Source organism: Flavobacterium hungaricum (genome assembly GCF_015182285.1).
GTDB lineage: Bacteria > Bacteroidota > Bacteroidia > Flavobacteriales > Flavobacteriaceae > Flavobacterium > Flavobacterium hungaricum.
Genome location: NZ_PRDM01000001.1, coordinates 1,574,438 through 1,599,523, shown reverse-complemented (window position 1 = coordinate 1,599,523; position 25,086 = coordinate 1,574,438). Strand labels below are relative to the sequence as shown.

General features: G+C 33.1%; 23 protein-coding genes. 4 read left to right on the top strand and 19 right to left on the bottom strand.

Translation table 11 applies throughout. The features are described 5' to 3' along the window. Window positions 1-62 precede the first annotated feature (62 nt). On the top strand, window positions 63-1,607 hold the full coding sequence (locus C4F50_RS06780; RefSeq protein ID WP_193845648.1) for a hypothetical protein: 1,545 nt from the start codon (window positions 63-65) through the stop codon (window positions 1,605-1,607). Between the two features lie 169 nt (window positions 1,608-1,776). Here C4F50_RS06780 and C4F50_RS06775 read toward each other — a convergent pair whose 3' ends face one another. After that, complete coding sequence (locus tag C4F50_RS06775) at window positions 1,777-1,983, bottom strand: hypothetical protein (protein WP_193845647.1); 207 nt, start codon at window positions 1,981-1,983, stop codon at window positions 1,777-1,779. A gap of 294 nt (window positions 1,984-2,277) precedes the next feature. Further along, window positions 2,278-3,933, bottom strand: a complete 1,656-nt coding sequence (locus C4F50_RS06770) for a M1 family metallopeptidase (RefSeq protein ID WP_193845646.1) — start codon at window positions 3,931-3,933, stop codon at window positions 2,278-2,280. A 164-nt stretch (window positions 3,934-4,097) separates the two neighbouring features. Here C4F50_RS06770 and C4F50_RS06765 point away from each other — a divergent pair, with 164 nt between their 5' ends. Then, entirely contained in the window at window positions 4,098-4,796 is a 699-nt protein-coding gene (locus C4F50_RS06765) for a carbohydrate-binding family 9-like protein (protein WP_193845645.1), read from the top strand. Between the two features lie 103 nt (window positions 4,797-4,899). On the opposite strand, the gene hisIE is transcribed toward C4F50_RS06765, so the two are convergent. From hisIE to C4F50_RS06705, 12 genes are all read right to left on the bottom strand, one after another. Then, a complete protein-coding gene (hisIE, locus tag C4F50_RS06760; RefSeq protein ID WP_348536989.1) occupies window positions 4,900-5,502 on the bottom strand; it encodes a bifunctional phosphoribosyl-AMP cyclohydrolase/phosphoribosyl-ATP diphosphatase HisIE in 603 nt (200 codons plus the stop codon). 100 nt (window positions 5,503-5,602) lie between these two features. Next, window positions 5,603-6,358: an imidazole glycerol phosphate synthase subunit HisF gene (gene hisF, locus C4F50_RS06755; RefSeq protein ID WP_193845643.1), complete on the bottom strand. Its 756-nt coding sequence runs from the start codon at window positions 6,356-6,358 to the stop codon at window positions 5,603-5,605. A 112-nt stretch (window positions 6,359-6,470) separates the two neighbouring features. Then, entirely contained in the window at window positions 6,471-6,782 is a 312-nt protein-coding gene (locus C4F50_RS06750; protein WP_193845642.1) for an NIPSNAP family protein, read from the bottom strand. A 168-nt stretch (window positions 6,783-6,950) separates the two neighbouring features. Continuing rightward, on the bottom strand, window positions 6,951-7,676 hold the full coding sequence (gene hisA, locus C4F50_RS06745) for a 1-(5-phosphoribosyl)-5-[(5-phosphoribosylamino)methylideneamino]imidazole-4-carboxamide isomerase (protein ID WP_193845641.1): 726 nt from the start codon (window positions 7,674-7,676) through the stop codon (window positions 6,951-6,953). Window positions 7,677-7,763: 87 nt separating this feature from the next. After that, on the bottom strand, window positions 7,764-8,357 hold the full coding sequence (gene hisH / locus C4F50_RS06740) for an imidazole glycerol phosphate synthase subunit HisH (RefSeq protein ID WP_193845640.1): 594 nt from the start codon (window positions 8,355-8,357) through the stop codon (window positions 7,764-7,766). An 84-nt stretch (window positions 8,358-8,441) separates the two neighbouring features. Next, on the bottom strand, window positions 8,442-8,843 hold the full coding sequence (locus C4F50_RS06735; RefSeq protein WP_193845639.1) for an SMI1/KNR4 family protein: 402 nt from the start codon (window positions 8,841-8,843) through the stop codon (window positions 8,442-8,444). 87 nt (window positions 8,844-8,930) lie between these two features. Continuing rightward, window positions 8,931-10,067: a bifunctional histidinol-phosphatase/imidazoleglycerol-phosphate dehydratase HisB gene (hisB, locus tag C4F50_RS06730; protein WP_193845638.1), complete on the bottom strand. Its 1,137-nt coding sequence runs from the start codon at window positions 10,065-10,067 to the stop codon at window positions 8,931-8,933. 946 nt (window positions 10,068-11,013) lie between these two features. Then, complete coding sequence (gene hisC / locus C4F50_RS06725) at window positions 11,014-12,060, bottom strand: histidinol-phosphate transaminase (RefSeq protein ID WP_193845637.1); 1,047 nt, start codon at window positions 12,058-12,060, stop codon at window positions 11,014-11,016. 88 nt (window positions 12,061-12,148) lie between these two features. Next, window positions 12,149-13,432 carry a histidinol dehydrogenase gene (gene hisD / locus C4F50_RS06720; RefSeq protein WP_193845636.1) on the bottom strand — a complete coding sequence of 428 codons (1,284 nt, stop codon included), beginning with the start codon at window positions 13,430-13,432 and terminating at the stop codon, window positions 12,149-12,151. A gap of 222 nt (window positions 13,433-13,654) precedes the next feature. Next, window positions 13,655-14,512 carry an ATP phosphoribosyltransferase gene (gene hisG, locus C4F50_RS06715; protein WP_193845635.1) on the bottom strand — a complete coding sequence of 286 codons (858 nt, stop codon included), beginning with the start codon at window positions 14,510-14,512 and terminating at the stop codon, window positions 13,655-13,657. A gap of 311 nt (window positions 14,513-14,823) precedes the next feature. Further along, window positions 14,824-16,224: a sensor histidine kinase gene (locus tag C4F50_RS06710; RefSeq protein WP_193845634.1), complete on the bottom strand. Its 1,401-nt coding sequence runs from the start codon at window positions 16,222-16,224 to the stop codon at window positions 14,824-14,826. Window positions 16,225-16,227: 3 nt separating this feature from the next. Next, window positions 16,228-16,890, bottom strand: coding sequence for a response regulator transcription factor (locus tag C4F50_RS06705; protein ID WP_193845633.1), 663 nt, complete (start codon window positions 16,888-16,890; stop codon window positions 16,228-16,230). Between the two features lie 200 nt (window positions 16,891-17,090). On the opposite strand from C4F50_RS06705, the gene C4F50_RS06700 reads away from it, so the two are divergent. After that, entirely contained in the window at window positions 17,091-19,226 is a 2,136-nt protein-coding gene (locus tag C4F50_RS06700) for an LTA synthase family protein (protein WP_193845632.1), read from the top strand. A gap of 66 nt (window positions 19,227-19,292) precedes the next feature. Here C4F50_RS06700 and C4F50_RS06695 read toward each other — a convergent pair whose 3' ends face one another. Beyond that, window positions 19,293-20,291 (bottom strand): zinc dependent phospholipase C family protein, encoded by a 999-nt coding sequence (locus C4F50_RS06695; RefSeq protein WP_193845631.1) that lies wholly within the window; start codon window positions 20,289-20,291, stop codon window positions 19,293-19,295. A gap of 175 nt (window positions 20,292-20,466) precedes the next feature. On the opposite strand from C4F50_RS06695, the gene C4F50_RS06690 reads away from it, so the two are divergent. Next, window positions 20,467-21,420, top strand: a complete 954-nt coding sequence (locus C4F50_RS06690) for a hypothetical protein (RefSeq protein ID WP_193845630.1) — start codon at window positions 20,467-20,469, stop codon at window positions 21,418-21,420. Between the two features lie 4 nt (window positions 21,421-21,424). On the opposite strand, the gene C4F50_RS06685 is transcribed toward C4F50_RS06690, so the two are convergent. From C4F50_RS06685 to C4F50_RS06670, 4 genes are all read right to left on the bottom strand, one after another. Beyond that, window positions 21,425-22,402, bottom strand: coding sequence for a YeiH family protein (locus tag C4F50_RS06685; RefSeq protein ID WP_193845629.1), 978 nt, complete (start codon window positions 22,400-22,402; stop codon window positions 21,425-21,427). A gap of 76 nt (window positions 22,403-22,478) precedes the next feature. Beyond that, window positions 22,479-23,375, bottom strand: a complete 897-nt coding sequence (locus C4F50_RS06680) for a LysR family transcriptional regulator (RefSeq protein WP_193845628.1) — start codon at window positions 23,373-23,375, stop codon at window positions 22,479-22,481. Between the two features lie 66 nt (window positions 23,376-23,441). Beyond that, window positions 23,442-24,188, bottom strand: a complete 747-nt coding sequence (locus C4F50_RS06675; RefSeq protein ID WP_193845627.1) for a M15 family metallopeptidase — start codon at window positions 24,186-24,188, stop codon at window positions 23,442-23,444. Then, window positions 24,189-25,022, bottom strand: coding sequence for a DUF4846 domain-containing protein (locus tag C4F50_RS06670; protein ID WP_193845626.1), 834 nt, complete (start codon window positions 25,020-25,022; stop codon window positions 24,189-24,191). It abuts the gene before it with no gap. Window positions 25,023-25,086 lie beyond the last annotated feature (64 nt).

Here is a 25,086-nt window from a genome sequence, read left to right as displayed (position 1 = left end):
TAACACAATTTATACCACCATAACAAATTAATTATCAATAAGTTACATTATTATTTTTTACAATGGCTAACCATCAAAAAGATTTCTTATTTGTTCTAATAAAGTCACTTTCAAAATCAGAAAAACGTCAATTTAAAATTTTTGCAAGTCGTTTAGAGACGAGTTCTAACACAAAATTTATTGAATTGTTTAATATTTTGGATAAATCTGAAAACTATGATGAGAAGCTTATTCTAAAAAGCGGTGTTATACAAAAAGTACAGCTATCTAACTTAAAATCATATCTGTACAAACAAATTCTGGTAAGTATTCGTTTAAACATTCCGAGTCAGAACATACGCTATCAATTACGGGAACAGATGGATTTTGCTGTTATTCTTTATAATAAAGGATTGTACAAGCAAAGTTTAAAAATTCTTGACAAGACCAAACAGCAGGCTTTGGAAAATGACGAAAAATATATGGCGTATGAGATTGTAGAATTTGAAAAACTAATCGAATCGCAGTATATAACCCGCAGTATTCAAGGACGCGCTGACGAATTGGTGGTTCAGGCCAAGGAATTGAATTATCGAAATACCATTTCAAGCAAATTATCAAATCTCTCACTGCAGCTGTACGGAATCATGCTGAAAACAGGTTACGTAAAAAGTGATGAAGAATACAAATACATTGACGATTACTTTAACAGGCATGTGGCTAAGCTTGACGAAAGCAAATTTGGTTTCCGCGAAAAGTATTGGTTTTACAATGCCAGTCTTTGGCGCAGTTTTCTGGTTCAGGATTTCTTAGCCAGTTATAAATTTGCGTACAAATGGGTTCAGTTGTTCTACGACAATCCCAATATGATTTACTTGAATCCGGTGTTTTTCTTAAAAGGAAATCATTATTTTTTAGAATCCCTTTATATGCTGAAATATAAATCGAATTTTAAAAAATATCTGAGTTTACTAGAGGAAACAATTGCCGATCCAAAATTTCCTGTAAATGACAACATTGCGTCGTTATCATTTCTATATGTGTATAACAACAAACTGAACCTTCATATATTAAAAGGAACTTTTGCAGAAAGCGAATACTTAATTCCTGAAATATTAGAAAAATTAAAACTGCACAGCGATCATCTTGATGAACACCACGAAATGTTGTTTTTCTATAAAATCGCTTCTATTTATTTTGGAAACGAAAAGTACAACGAATGCATTTTGTATTTGGATAAAATCATCAATAACAAAAACTTAACCATGCGTGAAGACTTAATGTGCTTTGCCAGACTTTTGTCTTTGATTGCGCATTATGAAATTGGTAAAGATTATTATTTAGAAAATCACCTTAAAAGCACGTATAAGTTCTTGATAAAAATGAACGATTTGCACGAAGTTCAAAAAGAGATCATCAAGTTTTTAAGAAACCTGAATAATTTTTATCCTGCCGATATTAAAAAGGAATTCAAAAAAATGCATGCCCGTTTTGTGGAGCTGGAAAAAAGCACTTACGAAAAAAGAGCTTTTCTTTATTTAGATATAATTTCGTGGCTTGAAAGCAAAATCGAAAATCGCACTATTGGCGAAATTATCCGAGAAAAAGCGAAGTTGAACAGCAGGTAATATTTTAAGTTTCAATTTTTTAAATTGCTTCGCCTGTTCGCTATCGCTCGGGTCCAAATTCCAATTTTTATAGAATACTAAAAAAACTTTGTCAAAGTTGAACATAGTAAAGAACAACAAACCCGACAGGTTTTAAAAATCTGTCGGGTTTGATTATTATAACTAAATCTTATCTGCAATAGCAGCAAGTTGATGTTCCTGCGAGACAAACATCCCCTCTTCCTGGAGTGTTTGATAGTACGCCTCCCGCTTCTCCGCATAATCGATCGCATAAACCAATCGTTGGATTTACATATGGAAGTCCGCCTCCAAAAATGTTTTTTTGAGCTTCTTTGCTTAATGTTTGAGTGTTCTTTAGGTTTTTTAAGTTTTTCATTGTTGAAATAGTTTGAATTTTTCCTACTCTTAAGCTTTTCGGATTACGCTTTAATTAATTGATTATAAAATATTTATAATAAATCACAATCTAAATTAAAGAAATAAAATCATACTATTCGTACAATAATTAAAATTAACATTAAGAAAAAGAACCACTTAACAGCAACCTTTGCACAAGTTTAAAACTTGGACGAAGGTTTATACTCAAAAATCATCTCAAACTTTATATAAAAAAATCCCAAACTCCAGTTAATTGGAATTTGGGATTTTTTTATTGGGGTTTTCAAAAACTCTATTCTACAATATTAGAACTCGTAACATAAAAATCCTTATCAACTTCAAGCTTTCTGTCTTCGTTGGCGGTTTTTATCGACTGCCATTCTGTAGTAGGGATCAGCCAAGTTTCTTCTCCATTAATTTTAACTTTTACAGGCATATCAAACTTAGAAACACAATTGGTCCAATGATATCCTAAAGTTCCATTTTTAAACATGTATTCTAGAACCGGAATTTGAGTTGTAGTTAAATATTGCGCGTAAACTCTATTAAAATTAACTCCAGAGTGATTATTGATATAATCTTCAATCTGTTTTGAAGTTACGGTTTGATGATAAAAAGTTTCATTTAAACCTCTCAAAATTGATTTCCATTTGGCATCATCATTAATAACCTGACGAATTGTGTGAAGCATATTGGCTCCTTTCGGATACATGTCTCCAGAACCTTCATTATTTACATCGTAATGACCAATAATTGGTTTATCATTTTGAATGTTTTTTCTGCAGCCTCTCACATATTCAGCTCCAGCTTCTTTTCCGTAATAATACTCTATAAAAAGACTTTCAGAATAATTGGTAAAACTCTCATGAATCCACATATCGGCAATATCTTTATACGTAATATTGTTTGCAAACCATTCGTGTCCCGATTCGTGAATAATGATAAAATCAAACTTCAATCCCCAGCCTGTACCGCTCAAATCACGTCCTAAATATCCTTTTTTATATTGATTACCATAGGTTACAGAACTTTGATGTTCCATACCTAAATACGGCACTTCTACCAATTTATAGCTGTCTTCGTAAAAAGGATAAGGACCAAACCAATCTTCAAAAGCTTTCAGCATTTTTGGAGCATCTTTAAAATGTTCTTTAGCCAAAGCCAGATTGTCTTTCAAAACATAATAATTACAATCTAAATCTCCTTTTTCTCCTTTAAACACTTCAGAGAAATTCACATAATCCCCAATATTGATATTAACGCCGTAATTATTAATAGGATTCGAAACATACCAATTAAAAGTTTTAGTTCCGTCTTTTTCTTTTTTAACGCTTTGCAGTCTTCCGTTAGAAACATCTGTCAAATCTCCAGGAACATTTACACTAATCAGCATATTTTCGACTTCATCGTACATATGATCTTTGCAAGGCCACCATACGCTTGCCCCTAAACCCTGACAAGATGTAGCGATAAAATCTTTACCGTTCTTATCTTTTTTCCACGAAAGACCGCCGTCCCAAGGAGCTCTCACCGCTTCTTTAGGTTTTCCGCCAAAAGAAATCACAATTTCTTTAGTATCACCAACTTTCTGTTTTTCATTTAAAGTAATAAAGAAAGCATTTCCATCTCTTTCAAACTTCAAATCTTTACCATTTTGAGTTACTTTGGTAATATTCATTGGTTCCTGCAGATCAATCTGCATTTTGTTGTTTTCTGTCAATACCGTATAACGAACGGTATTAAAACCTGTAATCGTTTTTTCAGCTGGATTTACTTTTATATCCAAATGATAGTATTTTAAATCCCACCAAGCTCTTTCCTTAGTAATGCTTCCTCGTAAAGAATCTTGATGTGTAAAGACTGTTTCTGATTTGTTTAAAAGTCCCTGCGCATTAGCATTCAGACCAGTTAAAAGAGCAATTAAAGCACTGGCAAAATATTTTTTCATCATCTATTTTTTTTAAGAAAGATCTATTTTTAAAGTATTAAAACAGAGCAAAAGTAAACATTCCTGATAGTTTTTTAAGAAATTAACATTTGTGATTTAACGGTTTTAATGTTAAAGTTCCTAAAGTTCTCTATTTTAGCAGTTTTTAAAATCAACTGTTTCTTATGAATTGTAAACTCCTATCTTCTTTCTTATTGCTGATTTGTATTTTTAAAAGCCAGGCACAAACGTTTCCTATTTACAAGACAAAAGAGACAATAGCAATTGACGGAAATTTATCTGAATGGAACAAACCCTTTCTGGGACCATTTGTAATTCATAATACTAGAGACAAAGCGTCGCAGCAGACATTGGTTTCACTTTCGTGGAATGATGAAAATCTCTATATAGCGTACAAAAGCATTGATTCTAAAATAATTGGAAAACCACAAAGCAAAGATTCTGAGATTTTTAACACCGATGATCTGGTCGAAATTTTTCTTGATCCAGATGGAGACGGCCAAAATTATGTAGAAATTGGCGTAAATGCTTTCTCAACCTATTACGATGTACTATTAAAATGCATTTTGCCTAAATGCGGAGGCTGGAATATGGAAATGAATTTTGATATTACAGGAATCGAAACTGCAAGTAAAATTACATCTGAAGGTTATAATACGGAGATAAAAATTCCTTTTTTGAGTCTCGAAAAAATTCAAAATGGTAATTTTTACAAACCCAAAACGGGAACCAAATGGAAAGGAAACACTTTTAGAATCGATTACGGTAATACAATCGAATACCTTGCTTTACAGCCTTATAAGAGTAATAAATTTAGTTTTCACCAGCCAGAAGAATTTGCTGTTTTTGAGTTTGTGGAGTAAATAGTTTTATTTGTTTCAAGTTTCAAGTTTCAGGTTTTAGGTTTTAGGTTTCAGGTTACGCATGTTAGCCCGAAACTTGAAACCTGAAACTTGAAACAAAACTTTACTTCTGACGCCCTTTCAGCACTTCCACAACATCATTTAATTGAAAGCCTTTTGCCTGCAACAAAATCAAGTAGTGAAATAATAAATCGGCGCTTTCGCTAAGGAATAAATCGTCGTTATCGTCTTTGGCTTCAATAACTACTTCTACAGCTTCTTCGCCTACTTTTTGAGCAATTTTGTTGATTCCTTTTTCGAATAGAGAAGCAACGTAACTTTTCTCCGAATCGGCATTTTCTCTACGGGTTTTGATTGTTTCTTCTAATTGAGAAATAAAGCCATAGTTTTCTGCATTGGGTTCCTGCCAGCATGTATCTGCCCCAGTATGGCATGTTGGCCCAACTGGTTTTGCCTGAATCAACAGCGTATCGCCGTCACAGTCATTTTTTATGCTTACTAAATTCAAAAAGTTACCACTCTCCTCGCCTTTTGTCCAAAGTCTTTGTTTGGAACGGCTGAAAAAAGTTACTTTTTGTGTTTCTATTGTTTTTTGAAGCGATTCTTCGTTCATATAACCCAGCATCAGAACATTTTTAGTTTCTGAATCCTGAATAATTGCTGGAATCAATCCGTGTGCGCTTTTTATATCTACGTTCATTTTAATTTTAGATTTTTTATTATTTTAGATTTTAGAGTTCAGATTTTAGATTCTTAAATCTTTTTCTAACTCTATCCTCTTTATACTATTTTTTTTATTCTACTTTCTAAATTCGAACTTCAACCCCATTATTCCTTAATTCTTCTTTTAAAGTTTTGATTTCGATTTCTTTAAAATGAAAAACACTCGCAGCCAAAGCCGCATCTGCTTTTCCTTCTTTAAACGAATCTACAAAATGCCGCATATTTCCCGCACCGCCCGAAGCGATAATTGGAATGTTAATTAAAGTCGATAATTTAGCCAAAGCTTCGTTTGCAAAACCGTTTTTGGTTCCGTCATTGTCCATCGAAGTGAATAAAATTTCGCCGGCTCCGCGTTCTGCAACTTCAACAGCCCAATCGAAGAGATTGAGTTCTGTTGGAACTTTTCCGCCTACCAAATGCACGATCCATTGTCCGTCAATTTGCTTGGCATCTATTGCAACTACCACACATTGGCTTCCAAATTTCTGCGCTAAATCATTAATCAATTGCGGATTTTTTACAGCCGATGAATTGATCGAAACTTTATCAGCACCGTTATTCAGCAGAACTTCAACATCTTCTATAGACGAAATGCCGCCGCCAACCGTAAACGGAATATTGATTTTTTCTGCCACGCTTCGCACCATGTTTACGAGTGTCTTACGTCGCTCTTCGGTTGCCGAAATATCCAGAAAAACCAATTCGTCAGCACCTTCAGCCGAATAAATTTCTGCCAGTTCAACCGGATCACCCGCATCGCGCAAGTCCACAAAATTAACGCCTTTTACGGTTCTACCGTTTTTTATATCCAAACAGGGTATGATTCTTTTTGCTAACATTTTTTCTTAATTTATTAATTAGAAAGTTTGATAATTAGATAATTTTAAACGCAACGTAAAAAATTATCTAATTATCTCATTATCTAATTGACTAATTATCTAATTATCTAATTTATTCAAATACAGGACTCAAAAACGTTCTTTCGTAACTGATGATACATCTGGTGTCTTCTGCAATTTTAAAAGCATCTACACACTCCTGATCGTCCTTTGAAAACATTTGTTTTCGGTAATTTTCATAAGCCGTTAAACTTGGAAAAGAAAACAATGCATAAGCAATATTATTAGCCCCTTCCGAAGGCATAAAATAACCGTGATGCTGTCCTCCCAAACGATTTACAATTTTAATCCATCTCTTGCCATAATCTTCAAATGCCTCTAACTGATAAGGATCTATAACGTATTTTAAATGACATGTTATCATATTTTTAATGTGTTAATTAATGAGATAATTAGTCAATGAGATAATTTGATAATTGCTCACAAAGCTTAGTAATTATTCTATAATAATTTTAAACGCAACGCTAAGAATTCTCTAATTAACTAATTTTCTAATTGACTAATTGAAAAATTATCTAATTATCAAATTTTCTCATTTTCTAATTATAAAATCCTCTAACTGTTTCAACGTAATTCTGCCTTCGTAAATCGCTTTTCCGATAATTGTTCCTTCACAGCGTAATGCAGCTAATTTTGGTAATTCATCAAAAGTTGAAATACCGCCTGAAGCAATTAATTTTATACCTTTTGCTTCTTCTAGAATTTTTCCATACAAATCAAAACTCGGACCTTGAAGCATCCCATCTTTTGCAATATCGGTACAAATAACATACTGAATTCCTTTTGATTGATAATCCTGAATAAACGGAATCAAATCTTCATTTGAATCTTCTAACCAGCCCGAAACCGCTATTTTTTCGTCTTTTGCATCAGCACCCAAAATAATTTTTTCAGAGCCGTATTCAGAAATCCATTTTTCGAAAATTGTTCTGTTTTTTACCGCAATACTACCGCCGGTTATCTGGTTTGCGCCGCTTTCAAAAGCAATTCGCAAATCGTCATCTGATTTTAAACCGCCGCCAAAATCAATTTTTAAGCTGGTTTGTGAGGCAATTTGTTCTAATATCTTATAATTGACAATTTTACTCGATTTTGCGCCGTCTAAGTCTACTAAATGCAGATATTCTATTCCGTGTGCCTCAAACGATTTGGCAACTTCAAGCGGATTCTCATTGTAAATTATCTTCGTATCGTAATCACCTTTGGACAAACGAACGCATTTTCCGTCAATGATATCTATGGCTGGTATTATTCTCATTTTTAATTTTAGATTTTAGATTTTAGATTTTAGATTCTAAAATTGATATTTTGATTGATATTGATTTTTGAAATTGGAATTTGGAATTTATTCTTTGGAATTTAATTTAAGAAAGTTTTCCAAAATTTTCTCCCCGACATTCCCGCTTTTTTCTGGGTGAAACTGCGTTCCGTAAAAATTATCTTTCTGCAAAGCCGACGCATATTCTACATCATAATTGGTTGTAGCAATGGCTTCATCGCAATTGGGCGCGTAAAAACTGTGCACCAAATACATGAACTCATTTTCGGAAACATCCTTAAACAAATCCGATTTTAAATCGTAAATCTGATTCCATCCCATTTGAGGCACTTTCACTTTTGAGGTAAATTTAATTACATCAACATCAAAAATTCCCAAACCTTTTGTATTTCCTTCTTCGCTTGAATTACACATCAGCTGCATTCCAAGGCAGATTCCTAAAACAGGCTGCTTCAAAGTCGGAATCAAGCGGTCTAAACCACTTTCAATCAGCTTTTCCATCGCAGAACTCGCCTCGCCCACTCCTGGAAAAATCACTTTATCAGCCGATTGAATTTCTTCGGGATTATTGCTTAAAACAGCTGTAAAACCAAGTCTTTCAATCGCAAACATAATGCTTTGAATATTTCCTGCGCCGTAATTTATGATTACTATTTTCATTTAGTTTTTGTTTATTTTGTTTCAGGTTTCAAGTTTCAGGTTACTCACAAAGCATGAAAATTGAAACAAAATTATTAATGCTGCTTAATATAATTTCTCTGAATTTATGCTTAACAAACCAATAAATTCATCAAATGTTTCGCATATTTTCTCATTTATAGTATTTATGAAGATTCCATCCGCGTTTCGCATATAACCAATAGCATGAGAATTTATTAAATAATCGCAAAAAGGAATGTAATTACTATTCTGATCAGATTTACATTCTTCATATATTCTCTCTAAAGACCACAACGAAAACATATCTTTATTCCACTCAAAATCCACAAAGCCATTAACTTTTTGATAAAAAGCTTTAAAGTCTTCAGGAAATTTAAAATCTAACTTGGATTCCATTTGAGATATTAAATCCAAAGATATCCCTTCATTTAATTTTAGATCTGTTTGTGACCAAATTGCAATAGTTTTTTCATATAAATTTTCCATACTAAGTTCAGTTTCAGATTTCAGATTTCAAGTTTAAAGTTTCCCTACAGCACATGAAACCTGAAACTTTAAACCTGAAACAAATTTTTATAACATACCTTTCGTCGAAGGCAGAATCATTTTCTCAGTATCTCTTTTTACCGCCACTTTTATGGCTTTCGCGAAAGCTTTAAAAATGGCTTCGATTTTATGATGTTCGTTTGTTCCTTCTGCTTTGATGTTTAAATTGGCTTTTGCGCCGTCTGTAAACGATTTAAAGAAGTGATAAAACATTTCAGTCGGCATTTTACCCACCATTTCGCGTTTAAATTCGGTTTCCCAAACCAGCCAGTTTCTACCGCCAAAATCAATTGCAGCCTGAGCCAGACAATCGTCCATCGGCAGACAGAAACCGTAACGCTCAATCCCTAATTTATTTCCCAGCGCTTTCGCAAAAACTTCTCCAAGAGCAATTGCCGTATCTTCAATCGTGTGGTGTTCATCAACTTCAAGATCGCCCTTTACCAGAATTTCCAAATCCATTTGACCGTGACGCGCAATTTGGTCTAACATATGATCGAAAAAGGCAATTCCGGTTTCAATTTTGCTTTTTCCGGTTCCGTCCAGATTCAGATTGATATAAATATCTGTTTCATTTGTTTTTCTGGTAATCGATGCCGAACGCGCTTCTAGTTTCAAAAACTCATAAATCGTCTTCCAATCCATTGTCTGTAAAACAATTGTCTTGTTTAATTCTTCACGCTTTGACGAAATTTCATTACTTCCAATTCCGTCCGTGCTATTCATAAAAATAGCTTTTGCCCCAAGATTTTTCGCCAATTCAACATCGGTCAAACGATCTCCCAAAACAAAAGAATTTTCTAAATCGTATTCTGGATTGTTCAAATATTTCGTCAGCATTCCGGTTCTTGGCTTGCGTGTTGGCGCATTATCCTCGGGAAATGAACGATCTACAAAAATTTCATCAAATTTAACACCTTCATTTTCAAAGGCTTTTAAAATAAAATTTTGTGTCGGCCAAAACGTATCTTCCGGAAAACTATCCGTTCCTAATCCGTCCTGATTGGTTACCATTGCCAATTCGTAATCCAATTCAGCGGCTATTTTTGACAGGTATTGAAAGGCTTTTGGATAAAATTCTAATTTATCTAAGCTGTCTAATTGGTAATTTTCAGGTTCTAAAACAATCGTTCCGTCACGATCGATAAAAAGTACTTTTTTCATAATTTATTTATGTTTTGGACGTGTCCCTCCGGGTCGAGATATTTTTTTTGCCACGAATGACACAAATTTCCACTAATTTTATTTCCCGCAGATTTTAAAGATTTGAGCAGATTCACACCCATTTAGTCATTATTAAAAATTAAACTTAAATCTGCTTTTATCAGCAAAATCTGCGTGAAAAAATCATTTAAATATTGTAAATCGGTTTTCTAAATATTTTTTTTGCCACGAATGACAAAAATTTCAACTAATTTTTGTTTCCCGCAGATTTTAAAGATTTGAGCAGATTAATTATTATTAAAAATCAAAATCAAATCTGCTTTTATCAGCAAAATCTGCGTGAAAAAATCATTACATCTGTTGTAAATCGGTTTTCTAAATATTTTTTTGCCACGAATGACACAAATTTCCACTAATTTTTATTTCCCGCAGATTTTAAAGATTTAAGCAGATTCACACCCATTTATTCATTATTATAAATCAAAATTAAATCTGCTTTTATCAGCAAAATCTGCGTGAAAAAATCATTTAACTGTTGTAAATCGGTTTTCTAAATATTTTTTTGCCACGAATGACACAAAATTTCCACTAATTTTTGTTTACCGCAGATTTTAAAGATTTGAGCAGATTCACACCCATTTATTCATTATTAAAAATCAAAATTAAATCTGCTTTTATCAGCAAAATCTGCGTGAAAAAATCATTTAACTGTTGTAAATCGGTTTTCTAAATATTTTTTTTGCCACGAATGACACAAATTTTTACTAATTTTTGTTTCCCGCAGATTTTAAAGATTTAAGCAGATTCATACAGATTTATCATTTATTAAAAAAATCAAAATTAAATCTGCTTTTATCAGCAAAATCTGCGTGAAAAAATCATTTTATCTGTGGCAAAAAAACTTTGTGTTCTTCGCGTAATTCTTTGCAAACTTTGCGATTAAACTTTAGCTTAACAACTTCAATTCTTTAATCAAAACAGCATTTTCTTCTTCTGTTCCAATGGTAAAACGAAGGCAGTTTTCGCACAAAGGCTGCGATGTTCTATTGCGAATTACGATACCTTTTGCAATTAATTGATCGTATCTTTTATTAGCATCATCTACTTTTACCAGAACAAAATTGGCTTCTGTTGGATATACTTTTTCTACAAAACTCACTTCAACCAAAACTTTAAGTAATTCTTCTCTTTGTGTTATTATAGAAGTAATTTCTTGTTTTATTTTTTCAGAATCCTTTAGACGTTCAATGGCTTTTTGCTGTGTCAATTCATTGACATTATAAGGCGGTTTGATTTTATTCAAAATCGAAATTACTGCTTCTGACGCATAACAAACTCCCAAACGAATTCCAGCCAAACCATAGGCTTTAGAAAGAGTTTGTGTAATCACCAGATTAGGATATTCATCGATTTCTGTCAACCAGCTTTCTTTGTCCGAAAAGTCAATATAAGCTTCATCAATTACCACTAAACCTTTGAAATTTTGAAGCAGCTGCACCACACTTTCATCAGAAAAAGAATTTCCAGTCGGGTTATTTGGCGAACACAAAAAGATAATTTTAGTGTTTTCATCAACCGCCTCCAGAATTTTATCTACTTGCGGCTGAAAATCTTGAGTAAGCAGAACTTCTCTATTTTCTACATTATTGATGTTTGCCAAAACGCTGTACATTCCGTAGGTTGGCGGCAGCGAGATAATATTATCGGTTTTCGGTTCACAAAAAGCTCTAAAAAGCAAATCCAAAACTTCATCACTTCCGTTTCCTAATAAAATCTGGTTTTGTTTTACAAAATTGTTTTTAGCCAAAATCGCTTTTACCGAAACCTGCTGTGGATCTGGATAACGGTTTACTCCATTTTGATACGGGTTTTCGTTAGCATCCAAAAAAATCATTTCGGCGGTGTCAAAATCTTCAAACTCATCTCTTGCTGAAGAATATGGTTTTAAAGACTTTACGTTTTCACGTGTTATTGTATTTATATCGAATTTCATTATCTTAATTTTTAGAATATAGAGAATAGACTTCCTATCTGATCAATGATTTTATATTCTATTTTCTATATTCTCTGTTCTATATTCTTTACTCTAAACTCTTCAATCTTAAAGTTACCGCATTTTTATGTGCCTGCAATCCTTCGGCTTCAGCCATTAATTCAATTGCTTTACCAATATTCTGAATCCCTTTTTGACTGATTTTCTGAAAAGTCATCGATTTGGTGAAACTATCCAGATTTACGCCGCTGTAATTTTTAGCGTAACCGTTTGTCGGTAAGGTATGATTGGTTCCAGATGCATAATCACCCGCACTTTCTGGCGTATAATTTCCGATAAAAATAGAACCTGCATTTACAATTCCGTTACAGTAAAAATCGTCAAACTGCGAATTAATAATAAAGTGCTCTGGCCCGTAATCGTTGATTAAATCTAAAGCAGTCTGGTCATTTTCAACAAATATCAACTTCGAATTTTCAATTGCTTTCTTAGCAATTTCTTTTCTTGGCAGTTCTTCAATTTGTTTTTGCACTTCCTTCTCTACATCATCAATTAACTTTTTTGAAGTCGAAACCAAAATTACCTGACTGTCTGTGCCGTGTTCTGCTTGAGATAATAAATCGGATGCTACAAAAGCCGGTACAGCTGTGTCATCGGCTACAATCAATAATTCTGAAGGTCCGGCCGGCATATCTATCGCTACTCCAAACTGTGTTGCCAATTGTTTTGCCACGGTTACAAACTGATTTCCCGGCCCGAAAATTTTATAAACCTGCGGAATCGATTTTGTTCCAAAAGTCATTCCTGCAATGGCTTGAATTCCGCCTACTTTCAGGATTTTAGTTACACCGCATAAATTGGCGGCGTATAAAATCGCTGGATTTATTTTTCCTTTTTTGTCTGGCGGAGAACACAATACAATTTCTTTACAGCCTGCAATTTCAGCCGGAACAGCAAGCATTAAAACCGTCGAAAACAAAGGTGCAGTTCCGCCTGGGATATACAATCCAATTTTTTGAATTGGTCTTTTTTCCTGCCAGCAGTTTACACCCTCAATAGTATCAACCGACACTCTTTCTGTTTTTTGAGCAGCGTGAAATTTATAAATATTATTTTTAGCTAATTGAATAGCCTCCTTTAATTCACTTGAAATCAAATCAACAGCTTCTTGAATTTCTTCCTTAGAAACCTCGTAATTATCAAGAGCGATTCCGTCAAAAATAGAAGTGTATTTTGCAACGGCTTCATCTCCTTTTTTCTGAACTTCTTTGAAGATCTCTTTTACCGTAACTTCAATATCGTCAATTGTTTTGGTTGGTCTTCTTAATATTTCAGACCAAGTATCTTGTTTTGGATTGTATATTTTATTCATAATATTTTATATTAAATTCCAATTTTTTAAATCTCAAATTCCAATGCTCTATGCTTAATCTTTAACTGCAAAGTCTGCAAGGTTGTTAGCTAATTTGAAATTTTTATATTTAATTTTCGATTTTTGGAATTTGGTTTTTAAATATTGAAATTTTATTCTGTTGGAATTTGGACCCGAGCGATAGCGAACAGGCGAAGCAATTTAAAAAATTGGAATTTCTTTTTATAGTACCATTTTCTCAATTGGGCAGACTAAAATTCCCTCTGCTCCTACTTCTTTCAATTGGTCGATTACGTCCCAGAAAGTATCTTTGTCAATTACAGAATGAACACTGCTCCAGCCTTCCTGTGCTAAAGGCAGAACAGTTAAGCTTCTTAAAACCGGAAGGATTTTTCCAACGGCGTCGATTTTGTCGTTTGGAACATTCATTAAAATATATTTAGAATTTCTGGCTCTTAAAACTGCTTGAATTCTAAATTTTAACGTATCGATATGTTTTTGAATTTCTGGAGAAACTTTTGGTGAAACGGCTAGAACGGCTTCACTTTTTAAAATAACTTCAACTTCTTTTAAGTTGTTTTTGAATAAGGTGCTGCCGCTAGATACAATATCAACAATAGCATCGGCTAGTCCAATATTGGGTGCAATTTCTACAGAACCTGAAATCTGGTGAATATCAACTGATAATCCAAAAGAATTAAAATATTCGTTTACCGTATTCGGATACGAAGTGGCTATTCTTAAACCCGCTAAATCATTGATAGAATTGTATTCTAAAGTCTTTGGCACTGCAACAGAAACTTTGCATTTTGAAAAACCTAATTTCTGAACTACTTCGATTCCTTTCCCTTTTTCTACCAAAAGATTGTCGCCAACAATGGCCAAATCTACTACACCGTCTATAAGATATTGCGGAATATCCGAATTTCTAAGGTATAAAACTTCTAGAGGGAAATTAGATGCTTCGGCTTTTAACTGATCGATTCCGTTGTTGATCGAAATACCGCAGTCTTTTAAGATTTGAATGCTTTCTTCGTTTAATCGTCCTGATTTTTGAATTGCAATTTTTAAAGTACTCATTTTTTAGTTGTTTGCTAGATTAATAGTTTGAGTACAAAGAGGTGTAGAATTAAAAAACCCGTTTGATGTACTCAAACGGGTTTTAAAATATGATGATTTACATGCATACCATTAACACATCGCTTGAGAGCAATAATGTAGATGATGATGATGTAATTGAATTGAAATCATGATTTGTTTTGTTTTTTACTTCTTTGATTCGTTTGCAAATATAATAGATAATTTAATTAAAAAACAATTTTTAATTTAACTTAACGATAGTTTATTGTTAAAAAACATATTGAACTGCTTGATCCCTATTAATTTTTAAATCACTTTAACGTATTCGTAAATTCATCAAAAACCAATGAAGCCTTGGTTCCTTTTCCGATTTCGCTTTCAATTTTAAATTTGATCTGCAGCAGATCGGTCATTCTTTTAACAATAAACAAGCCTAAACCTGTACCTTTAATTTCGGAATGATTTAATGAGTCTGATCTGAAAAATGGATTTAAAATAGATTCTAAATCTTCTTTCGCAATGCCAATTCCCTGATCTGAAATCGTGCAGTTAATTTTGTTTTCTTCTCTAAAAATAGAAATTACTATTTCTCCTTCTTTATTGGAATATTTTACTGCATTGGAAATAATATTTCGAAGTATGGTTACAACCAAATAATTATCCGAATAGATCGAAAATTCTTCTTTGGCATTTAAAACTACCTTTAGATTTCCGGCTTTTATTTTTTCTGAATTTAAAGTCAGAACATCCAAAATTGCTGCGTTTAAATAGACATTTTCTTTATTAATATTCTGTTTTTCATTTTCAAACCGTGCCATTAAAAGGAGCTGGTCAACAAGTGAATTCAGATGGTCTACTTCATTAATGCAATAATTTATTTTTTCTTCGTATTCCTTGTTATCTCTGGGTTTACGAATTAGCACTTCAAGTGTTCCTTTAATAACCGTAAGCGGCGTTCTGAGTTCGTGAGAAGCGTCAGAAGTAAATTGTTTTTCGCGTTCTATCACGTCTTCAATTCTATTTAATAAATTGTTTATGGTTTTAGAAAGTATAAACAATTCGTCTCTCGTTTTTGGCAGCGGAATGCGTGTTTTAAGATTGTCTTTTGTAATTATTCCAGAGGTATAAATAATATCGTTTATTGGTTTTATACTTCTTCCGGCAAAAAAACGAGCGATAAAAAACAAGAGTAAAAGAATGATCGGAAAGGCGATTACTAAAGTATCAAACAAATTTTCCAGCACTTTTGAAGAATCAGAAAGGGACATGGCAATAATCAAATATCCTATTTTTTTGGTATTAAAATGAAGCGGCACTTGGATCTGCCTGATTTTATTCCCCAATAATTTGGTGTCAAAAAGCTGAAAATGTTCTTTGTTTTCGTGAAAAATTAATTTTTCGTTTTTCAGGTTTGGCGATTTCTCAATGATTTTTTTATTCAAATCCAAAAATTGCACAAAAACAGGATTTACGTCTACAGAATTATGCTCGCGTTCCTCCCATTCTTCGGCATCCATTAGGATTACGACATTATTTTCCATTTTAATTTCTTTTAAGTGATCTTCAATTTCGATCCTTAAATTTTCATCAATATGGCTGTAAACCGTCAATTTTACAATAAAATATATTCCCCAAAAAACGACCAGAATCAGCAATCCTGTCGTTATGATATAATTTAAAGCAATTCTGTTTTTAAAAGAAAGTGAAATCATACGCTAGTCATTGGCTATGTATCCGACGCCGCGAATCGTTTTTATATAATCTTCTTCAATCTTAAGGTTCAGCTTTTTACGAATGGCATTCATAAAAACATCAATCACGCCTGTATCGTATTCAAAGTTAATTTCCCAAACGTCCCTTAAAATTTGATTTCGCGTACAGACTTTTGCTTTATTCTGAATCAGATAGGCCAATAACTCAAATTCACGTTGTGTCAATGCGATTTCTTCTCCGCCTTTTAAAACAACATGTTTAGAGAGATCCATTGTAATGGTTCCCAGCGTTAAGGTTTCGGTTTGTTTTTTACTTCTAAAATGAATTTTGATGCGTTCGACCAATTCTTCAAAACTAAAAGGCTTTTTGATATAATCGTTTGCACCAGCTTTTAAGCCTTGTATGGTTTCCTGAACAGTATCTTTTGCGGTCAAAAATATAATCGGAGTGGTTTGGTCTTTGACTCTAATGGCTTTGCACAAATCCAATCCGTTGATTTTTGGAATCATCCAATCTAATAGAATCAGGTCAAATTTCTGGTTTTGAGTCATTTCAAACCCCTTAGAGCCATCGTTTGCAGTAGAGACCAGATAACCTTCTTCTTCTAAGCCTTGTTTTAAAAACTGTACAATACCCAACTCGTCTTCAACTATTAAAATATGCATGTATCGCAGTAGATTAAGGTTCGTGATTATTTTACGCTTCAAAGATAACTGTTTTGGATCTCCTAAAGACATCTAAAAAACTAAAGTACAAAAGAAAATCCGAATCTTAAGCAAACTTTAAGCCAACGTTAAGCAAGGTAAAAGTGGAACTTAATCTGCTGTTAATCATTCGGAATTAATTTTGTAAAAAAATAAACTGAATGGATTTTTATAAAAAACTTTCGCCTTTTTTCTACCTTTCTGTACTGTATTTTACGGTAAGTTTTCTATTGAGAACGGTATTATTCTTTCATCCTATAACACAAAGCAGCTTTACTTTAACCGAGTCTCTCAAAATCTATACTTTAGGTTTATTATCAGACTTTTTTGTTTTTGTTTTGGCTTCTTTTTTTCTCTGGCTGTATCTCATTTTTATATCTGATTCTAAATACAATAAGCCTACAGGATATATCATTCTTGGATTTTTTACTTTATTATTAATTTATACTGCTTCAGGAAAAAGTATTTTTGACGAATACGGCGGTGCTTTACCCCGAATTGTTTCGTTATTTATTTTGATCAAAACAATCTTGTTTGCACTCTTTCTTTTCGCCCAAAAATACCGAGCAAAAATCAGATTTTGGCTTTTTGCTTTTGTGATCTTTTTATATGTTTTAGTAATACTGCAAAATGGATTAAGCGAGTTTTTCTTCTGGAATGAATTTGGCGTTAAATACAATTTCATAGCTGTTAATTACCTGATTTACACAAACGAAGTAATTGGCAACATCATGCAGTCTTATCCCGTAATTCCGTTATTTTCTGGATTGTTTCTGATCACTTCTCTTATCACTTTTTTTATTGTAAAAAAATCAAAAAACTACATTGAGGAAATTCCAACTTTAGAAGAAAAATTCAAAATCAGCGGTTTGTATGTTTCGTTGTTTATTCTGTCCCTTTTTGCGGTTCCGAATTTATCGAAGACCGAGAATTCTAAAAATATTTTTGTTAACGAATTGCAGTCTAACGGATTGTACAAGTTTTATTTGGCTTTTCAAAATAACAAACTGGATTATTACAAATTCTATAAAACCCTTCCGAATCAAGAAGCTTTTGCTATTTTAAAGGAACAAATGCCCACTATTTCGGGAAAAAATACGCTGCGAAATGTCACTAATGATTCCATCGAAAAACACAAAAATGTGGTTTTGATTACGATAGAAAGTCTTAGCGCCGATTTTATGGAAATCTACGGAAACAAGCAGCATATTACACCATTTCTAGACAGTCTTGCTCAAAAAAGTCTTTTGTTTACCAATACTTATGCCGCCGGAAACCGTACGGTGCGCGGTCTAGAAGCGGTAACATTATGCCTGCCTGCTACTGCTGGAGAAAGTGTTGTAAAGCGAGAAGATAATAAGAATAAATTTTCGACCGGATCTGTATTTTTAAAGAAAGGCTATCAAGTAAAATTCATGTACGGCGGTGATGCTTTTTTTGACAATATGCAGGATTTCTATACTGGAAATGGTTATCAGATTGTTGACAAATCCAACTTTGCAGCAAACGAAATTACATTTTCTAATGTCTGGGGGGTCTGTGACGAAGATATGTACCGTAAGGCTGTCAAGATTATGAATCTGGAAGCAAAACAAAACAAGCCGTTTTTTAATCATATCATGACGGTAAGCAACCATCGTCCGTTTACATATCCGAATAATAAAATTGACATTCCAGGCGATATTAAATCCCGCGACGGCGGTGTAAAATATACCGATTATGCCTTGAGCCAATTCTTTAAAAAAGCGGCAAAACAGCCGTGGTTTAAAAATACGGTATTTGTAATTGTGGCCGATCACTGCGCTTCTAGTGCAGGAAAAACCGAACTGCCATTGGATAAGTATCGAATTCCCGCGCTTATTTACACTCCTGGAAATAAGCCTGAAAAGTGTGCTAAATTAATGTCTCAGATTGATCTAATGCCGACTCTTTTTGGATTACTGCATTTTGATTATGAAAGCAAGTTTTTTGGTCAAGATGTTTTAAAACCCGATTATAAACCGCGAGCTTTAATTGCTACTTATCAGGATTTAGGATTAATAAAAGACAATGTACTAACGATTATTTCTCCGAAACAGCAAATCAAACAGTTTGCACTAAAACGAAATGAGCAGCCCGGAATTGCATCCGAATTTCAGATACATTACGATGAGATTCCTTTGAAAACTGAAAACAAAATGCTTGTTGACGAAACCATTTCTTATTATCAAGCTGCGTCTTATTTATTAAAAGAAAAAGAATACCAATTCAAAGATTTAACTGGAAAAAACACTAAGCTTTATGCCAAAGCGCACTAAATACCAAAAACAGAAAAGCCTCAAATTCATTTAGAATTTGAGGCTTTTTTAAACTTGAAAATAAAATTAATCATTCTGATTTTTCATTCCGAATAAATCTCCTTTTTGGTATAATTTTAAATCATCCTGTAAAGATTGATAATTTCTTTGTGTAACAGACGGTGCATCCAAATCACTCAAATCTGGTTTTCCTGCATTTACCCAAGCAGTATACCAAAAACTTGCTGTTGCAGTAATGGCTTTTCTCATCTGGCTCTCCACCATTCCGTTTAATTGTTCGTGCAGTGTTTTAGCATAGTCGTCAGAAAAAACAGCTGTGTTGTATTTCGTTTTCAACACTTTTCCTTCTGCATCCAATTTAAATACTTTATCCTGAGGCGTTGCCGTTCTCAGCTTTTTATCAATATCCAATAAAGGCTGTGCCAGACTGTGCGTATCATTAATCATATCCCAGATTGCTTTATGAACATCTGCATAATACTGAGCTTCAGGAACATTTAATTTGTAATTTTTAATATACAATTCCGGCAATCTGCTTTCCCAAAGTGAATGAATTCCTTTTTGATCAGTTAATTGCCCGTCATGATTTGCAGAAGTATGCAATGGCATGTGTGCATCACCAATATAATGCCCTAAATCTGCAGCAAGAAATAAGATTTCAGCTCTGTTTTTTTCTTTAAAAGCTTTAGTTAATTTTGCCATCATGTCTTCGATATACCAAGGCAAAATACCATTATCACTTAAAAATTTAGGCTCGTATTTTTGTTTTGCTTCTTCTAATGTTTTTGGATAAGTATCGGCAGCACCGAAGTTTTCCATATCAAAATAATGTCTCGGACCTTCTTCTTTATAATTTAAAGCATACTTACGAATATCTGGAACCGATGCTTCTTGTGTAATAAAATCAATGTGGTTGTAAAAAAATAACTGCATTTGTTTTGGTAAAGCCATTACTGCAGCTTTGTTAATACGCTCGTGGCCAACAATTCCCCACGATAAGGTTAAAAAACCAACTGCTAATACTAATAAACTGATTAGTCTTGGTTTCATTCTAAAGTTTTTCATTTGTTTTTATTTGAGGGGGCAAATTTACCTTATTTAAACATAATTCAAAAATATGGGAACAAATATTATGATAATTTCAATATTAACAGCTTCAGTTCATTTTATTGAGGTATTTCCAAACTGAACTTCAAAACAAATCCCTACTTTTGTACTACTTTTACTTTAATCTACGCCAATGCGATTTATTTATTCTTTTGTTTTTATTCTTGGATTTTCAGCTTCTGTATGTTCACAAAATCAAGAAACTTACCTCAAAAAAGTCAGCGATACGATATTAAATACTTCGAGAACGTTAAAAGTTCAGGATCCGTTAAATGCTGAGAAAACGATGCATCAATTGTTTCCGGGTAAATTGTTTCATTATCCAGATAAAAATACTTTTATCAACTGGATTTGTAAAACCTGTAAACCAGAAATTTATCCCGATGCTAATGAAATGGATGGGGATCAATTATTTCCTTATGCTGAAGGTGTTGCTACCAGACTGCTTGAAAATATTGATTATTCTGATTCAAAAGGAAATCAATTTAAACTACTATTTTTTAATCACTCGCAAGGTGATGAAGATGGTTTGCAGGTAAGCCGTTTTACAGGCGGCTTATTAGGATTGGCTAAATTTGTCAAAAATGGAAATTCTTGGGAAATGAAATCTTTTCAGCCTGCTATTACTGCTTTTGGTTCGTTTTCTCAATCTCCAAAACCCAAAATAGTGCAAATTGGAGAAGATCAATATGCCTTTACGATAAGACATTCTAATGGCGGACCAGGCGCACCTTATTATGGATTTTTATATCTCATTGCTGGTTTTGATGGAAAGTATCAGGAATTAATGAAAGTAGACTATTATTCCCTTTCTAATTCTGTTAGTTCAGATTGGTCAAGTTCGTATAAAGTAATGACAGACAATGGTAAAAAGTTTTTTCGCGATTTAGTTATTACAACTACCGGTTCTTATAAAAAATCAAAAAACACTGAGGATGATTATGAAGTTGATCTTCCTGAAGAAATTGCAGCAATGGCAAAGACTAAAAAAGAGTTTGATTTTGTAATTGAAAAACGTTATTCTTTTAAAGGAAAAAAATACAATCCCACAGGTAAAGCTGTTGTTACGTTTTCGAAAGTAAAATAAGCAATCAGCCCAAATAAAATATTACTGTTAAACTGAGACCTGCAATAAAAATCCAAAGTAAAAGCCCTTGAAGCAAAGGCTTCAAGCCTACTGATTTTAAAGTGTTTCTATTTAATGTTGCTCCGATTAAAAATAAAGTAATCGTAAGACCTATTTTAGCAATATTTACGATATACGGAGAAAATGCAACGGTTTGAGGAACATAAGAATTCAATAACATTGCAGCGATAAACAATCCGATAAAATAAGGGATTTTGATTTTTGTTTGTTTTTTTTCTGATTGTGTTTTGAAAAGAAATACTGTCAGTAGCGAAATCGGAATAATCCATAAGGCTCTTGCTAATTTTACCGTTGTGGCAATCTGCAAAGCTTCTGCACCGTACTTATTGGCAGCTCCAACTACCGAACTGGTATCATGAATGGCAATTGCACACCAAAGCCCGAAATCTTTTTGCGATAAATCCAGTTGATGCCCGATAAACGGAAACACAAATAAGGCAATAGAATTGAGCAGAAAAATAACACCCAAAGCAATTGAGGTCTGATTTTCGTTTGATTTGATTACAGGAGAAATCGCTGCAATGGCACTTCCGCCGCAGATTGCAGTTCCCGAAGAGATCAAATAAGCAGTTTTCTTATCTATTCTAAACCATTTTCCCAGAAAATATCCCAATCCTAAAGTTGTAAATATAGAAAATACAGTAAGTAAAAAACCTTCTTTTCCTGCTGTTACGGCAGTCGATGCATTCATACCAAATCCTAAACCAACAACCGAGAATTGCAGTAAAAATGTAATTGCTTTGTGATTAAAGGCTATAAATGGGTTTCCGAAAACGTTCACTAAAACAACTCCAATTAGCAATGCCATTGGCGGTGTGATTACCGAAAATAAACATAGAACGATTACAGCAATAAAAATGGCCTGTTGTAAGTAGTGATTAATTTCGACTAATTGTGATGCTTCGTGTTGTTTGGTTTTCAAAACAGGGATTATTTATTATTTACCCTGCAAAGTTCTGTTCTTTCTGCAAATTTTGCTAATCGTAAATAGCAATCGACTATAACTTCAAGTTATAATAATCGGAGATATTTTGAATAAACATTTCTGACAACGGATCTGATTTTCCTAATAAAGTAATGATGTAGAAATACCTCTCGACCGCCAATTTTTCGACGTCTAAAACAATTAATTCTTTATTGAGTAATTCTTTGCTTACGGCGTGAATTGACATAAAGGCAAAACAATCAGAATTTAAAAGATACGATTTGATGCTTTCTGTGCTTCCTAACTGCATTTCTATTTGAAGATCAGAAAATTTTAGGCCAGCTTTTTTAAGTGCAAATTCGATAACTTCAAGTGTTCCCGATCCTCGCTCGCGGGTTATGAATTTGATTGTTTTCAAATCGTTTAACGAAATTTCATTTTGCTTTGCTAAAGGATTTTCGCTTCGGCATACCAAAACCAATTCGTCTTTTAAAAACGGAATGTATTTAATGGACTGATTTTTAGATTGTCCTTCTACAATTCCGATTTCTATTTCTTTATTGATTAAAGCGCTTTCGATTTGTTCGGTATTTCCGTTTAACAAATTAACTTTTATGTCTTTTTGCTTTTGATGAAAACGCGCTAAAATGGGAGATATAATGTATTGAGAAATGGTGGTGCTTGACCCTAATCGCAAGAAACCCTGACGTTCGCTGCTAAAAGCGCTCATGTCAAAGTCTATCTGACGGTATATTTCGAATATATTTTTGGTATATTTAAGAAGTAACTTTCCTGCTGGAGTTAAAGCGATTTTAGAACCGTTTCTTTCAAAAAGCTTGGTTTTATAGGTTTCTTCTAGTTCTTGAATATGTTTGGAAACGGCTGGCTGTGAGATGTATAATTCCGTAGCCGCTTTAGTAAAATTAAGGCGGAGCGCTACCGTGTAAAATACTTTTAGCCTGAAATCCATAATCATAAGTTTTAATTCTTAATACACTTTCCTCCGTACTTTTTGCAATAAAATAATCTTTAAATTTTATAACAAAAGTTCCGGTCGATATTCAAAATGCATTGTATCATAATGTTTCCAATTTCCTCCCCAAATAAAGCCATATTTTTCAAAAATTGAAACTAGCTTGAGGGGAATTTGATTTCTATACGAAAGAGTAACTTCTTCATTCTTACATTTACAATCCCATTGCCAATAATTAGAATTTTTGACATTAATATCTATTGTCATTCCATAACTATGCATACTCAATCGGTTTGTTCCTGAAATTTTCCTCCAGCTAAACGTACCTCCAATATTAGTAATGTATTTTTTAAATTCTGGATTATTATCTAATTCTGCTGAGAGTTTTTTTACTATTTTATCAATTCCATTTACAGTTGTTACTCTTATCCTCTGATTGACTAATTTCGGACACCAAATAATTTCCGTCATTTTTGATTCAACTTCTGATTTTGAATTTCCGTAAATTTTCTTAAAAAAAACTTCATTACGAATTCTTCCTGCATCTTCCTTTGGAATTAAATTCTTAGCTGCTTTAGTATAAACAAACTTAAATTGATCCTCAATATCAGGATTATCTAATAATTCTTGATTCGTTTTATTTTTAAAATCATCATAAATTAAATTTGATTTATCCCTAAAAATGATTTTATTATCCTTATAACCAACTATTTGATCTGGATATGCTTTAATTAATTTTTGAACGTTCAATGGGATTTCTTGAGAAAAAGCATTTTGAAATATAAGGACTAAAAAAAAGAATCTTTTCATTTAAAAACGTTTTAATTGCGAGGAACTGAAAGTCCATTCGGGGGTTTTCAGAGAAGTTCCAAAATCGACAGCGTACCAAGGACTCAACGAACTATCATTTGGATTTTTCAATATTTGAATTTCCTGTGCCGGCATATAACTTTGTGCTAGCAGCATAATTTTCTGATTGTTTTTTGGATTCACAGCTAGATCAACTACAATAACAGCATGACCTGGAAAGCCTCCTTTTATAAAAACATCCCCTATTTTTATGTCTGAAGCATTAATTGGTTTCAGCTCTTTTTCTAACGAAGCCGTTCCTGCATAGCTAAAAACCGTTTCTAAATATTTCCAATAAGTTTCATAACTGTCAGATGGTTTTGCAGTTTTAACCCAACTAGTTTTGTTGCCTTTAATTGCAATTCTGTAACCTTCGGCCCATTTACTAAAATCAGCTCGAAAACCATTTGTAAAATTAAAATGTATTTTATTGTACTGTTTTTGGCTATAAAAATAATCCGCTCGTAAACGCATCACGGCATCAGCACATTGGTGCAAATCCTTTTTTCCAATGGATAAATCCACAACCGCTTCATAAACGTTTCGATTTGGTTTTATAGTTCCATCAAAATACAAAACATTTGCCCCTAAGGGTTTTAATGGAAGATTGCGCAAAAAAAAATCAAACGAAGTTTTAGATTCCTCTTCTCTCACAAATCCTTGTGGTGGCTGAAAACGCTGCTGAATTGTGTTTCCTAAAGGATTACTTTTGTTGGTTTTATTTGTCTTTGAAAATGAAAAAAAACAAAAAATTACCATAAAAATTGCTGCAATAAAAAAGAATTTAACTTTCATAATTTTAGACTTTTAATTTATAACTACAAGATTACAAAATGCTGGAAGGATTCAATTTTATTTC

Excerpts from the sequence above, each read along its gene's own strand:
- hisA (WP_193845641.1), bottom strand. The coding sequence starts at position 7,676 with ATGAGAATAATACCAGCCATAGATATCATTGACGGAAAATGCGTTCGT.
- C4F50_RS06750 (WP_193845642.1), bottom strand. The coding sequence starts at position 6,782 with ATGATAACATGTCATTTAAAATACGTTATAGATCCTTATCAGTTAGAG.
- C4F50_RS06700 (WP_193845632.1), top strand. The coding sequence starts at position 17,091 with ATGGATTTTTATAAAAAACTTTCGCCTTTTTTCTACCTTTCTGTACTG.
- C4F50_RS06690 (WP_193845630.1), top strand. The coding sequence starts at position 20,467 with ATGCGATTTATTTATTCTTTTGTTTTTATTCTTGGATTTTCAGCTTCT.
- C4F50_RS06705 (WP_193845633.1), bottom strand. The coding sequence starts at position 16,890 with ATGCATATTTTAATAGTTGAAGACGAGTTGGGTATTGTACAGTTTTTA.
- hisD (WP_193845636.1), bottom strand. The coding sequence starts at position 13,432 with ATGAATAAAATATACAATCCAAAACAAGATACTTGGTCTGAAATATTA.
- C4F50_RS06670 (WP_193845626.1), bottom strand. The coding sequence starts at position 25,022 with ATGAAAGTTAAATTCTTTTTTATTGCAGCAATTTTTATGGTAATTTTT.
- C4F50_RS06680 (WP_193845628.1), bottom strand. The coding sequence starts at position 23,375 with ATGGATTTCAGGCTAAAAGTATTTTACACGGTAGCGCTCCGCCTTAAT.
- C4F50_RS06695 (WP_193845631.1), bottom strand. The coding sequence starts at position 20,291 with ATGAAAAACTTTAGAATGAAACCAAGACTAATCAGTTTATTAGTATTA.
- hisF (WP_193845643.1), bottom strand. The coding sequence starts at position 6,358 with ATGTTAGCAAAAAGAATCATACCCTGTTTGGATATAAAAAACGGTAGA.
- hisG (WP_193845635.1), bottom strand. The coding sequence starts at position 14,512 with ATGAGTACTTTAAAAATTGCAATTCAAAAATCAGGACGATTAAACGAA.
- hisB (WP_193845638.1), bottom strand. The coding sequence starts at position 10,067 with ATGAAAAAAGTACTTTTTATCGATCGTGACGGAACGATTGTTTTAGAA.
- hisC (WP_193845637.1), bottom strand. The coding sequence starts at position 12,060 with ATGAAATTCGATATAAATACAATAACACGTGAAAACGTAAAGTCTTTA.
- C4F50_RS06780 (WP_193845648.1), top strand. The coding sequence starts at position 63 with ATGGCTAACCATCAAAAAGATTTCTTATTTGTTCTAATAAAGTCACTT.
- C4F50_RS06775 (WP_193845647.1), bottom strand. The coding sequence starts at position 1,983 with ATGAAAAACTTAAAAAACCTAAAGAACACTCAAACATTAAGCAAAGAA.
- C4F50_RS06770 (WP_193845646.1), bottom strand. The coding sequence starts at position 3,933 with ATGAAAAAATATTTTGCCAGTGCTTTAATTGCTCTTTTAACTGGTCTG.
- C4F50_RS06735 (WP_193845639.1), bottom strand. The coding sequence starts at position 8,843 with ATGGAAAATTTATATGAAAAAACTATTGCAATTTGGTCACAAACAGAT.
- C4F50_RS06675 (WP_193845627.1), bottom strand. The coding sequence starts at position 24,188 with ATGAAAAGATTCTTTTTTTTAGTCCTTATATTTCAAAATGCTTTTTCT.
- hisH (WP_193845640.1), bottom strand. The coding sequence starts at position 8,357 with ATGAAAATAGTAATCATAAATTACGGCGCAGGAAATATTCAAAGCATT.
- C4F50_RS06710 (WP_193845634.1), bottom strand. The coding sequence starts at position 16,224 with ATGATTTCACTTTCTTTTAAAAACAGAATTGCTTTAAATTATATCATA.
- C4F50_RS06765 (WP_193845645.1), top strand. The coding sequence starts at position 4,098 with ATGAATTGTAAACTCCTATCTTCTTTCTTATTGCTGATTTGTATTTTT.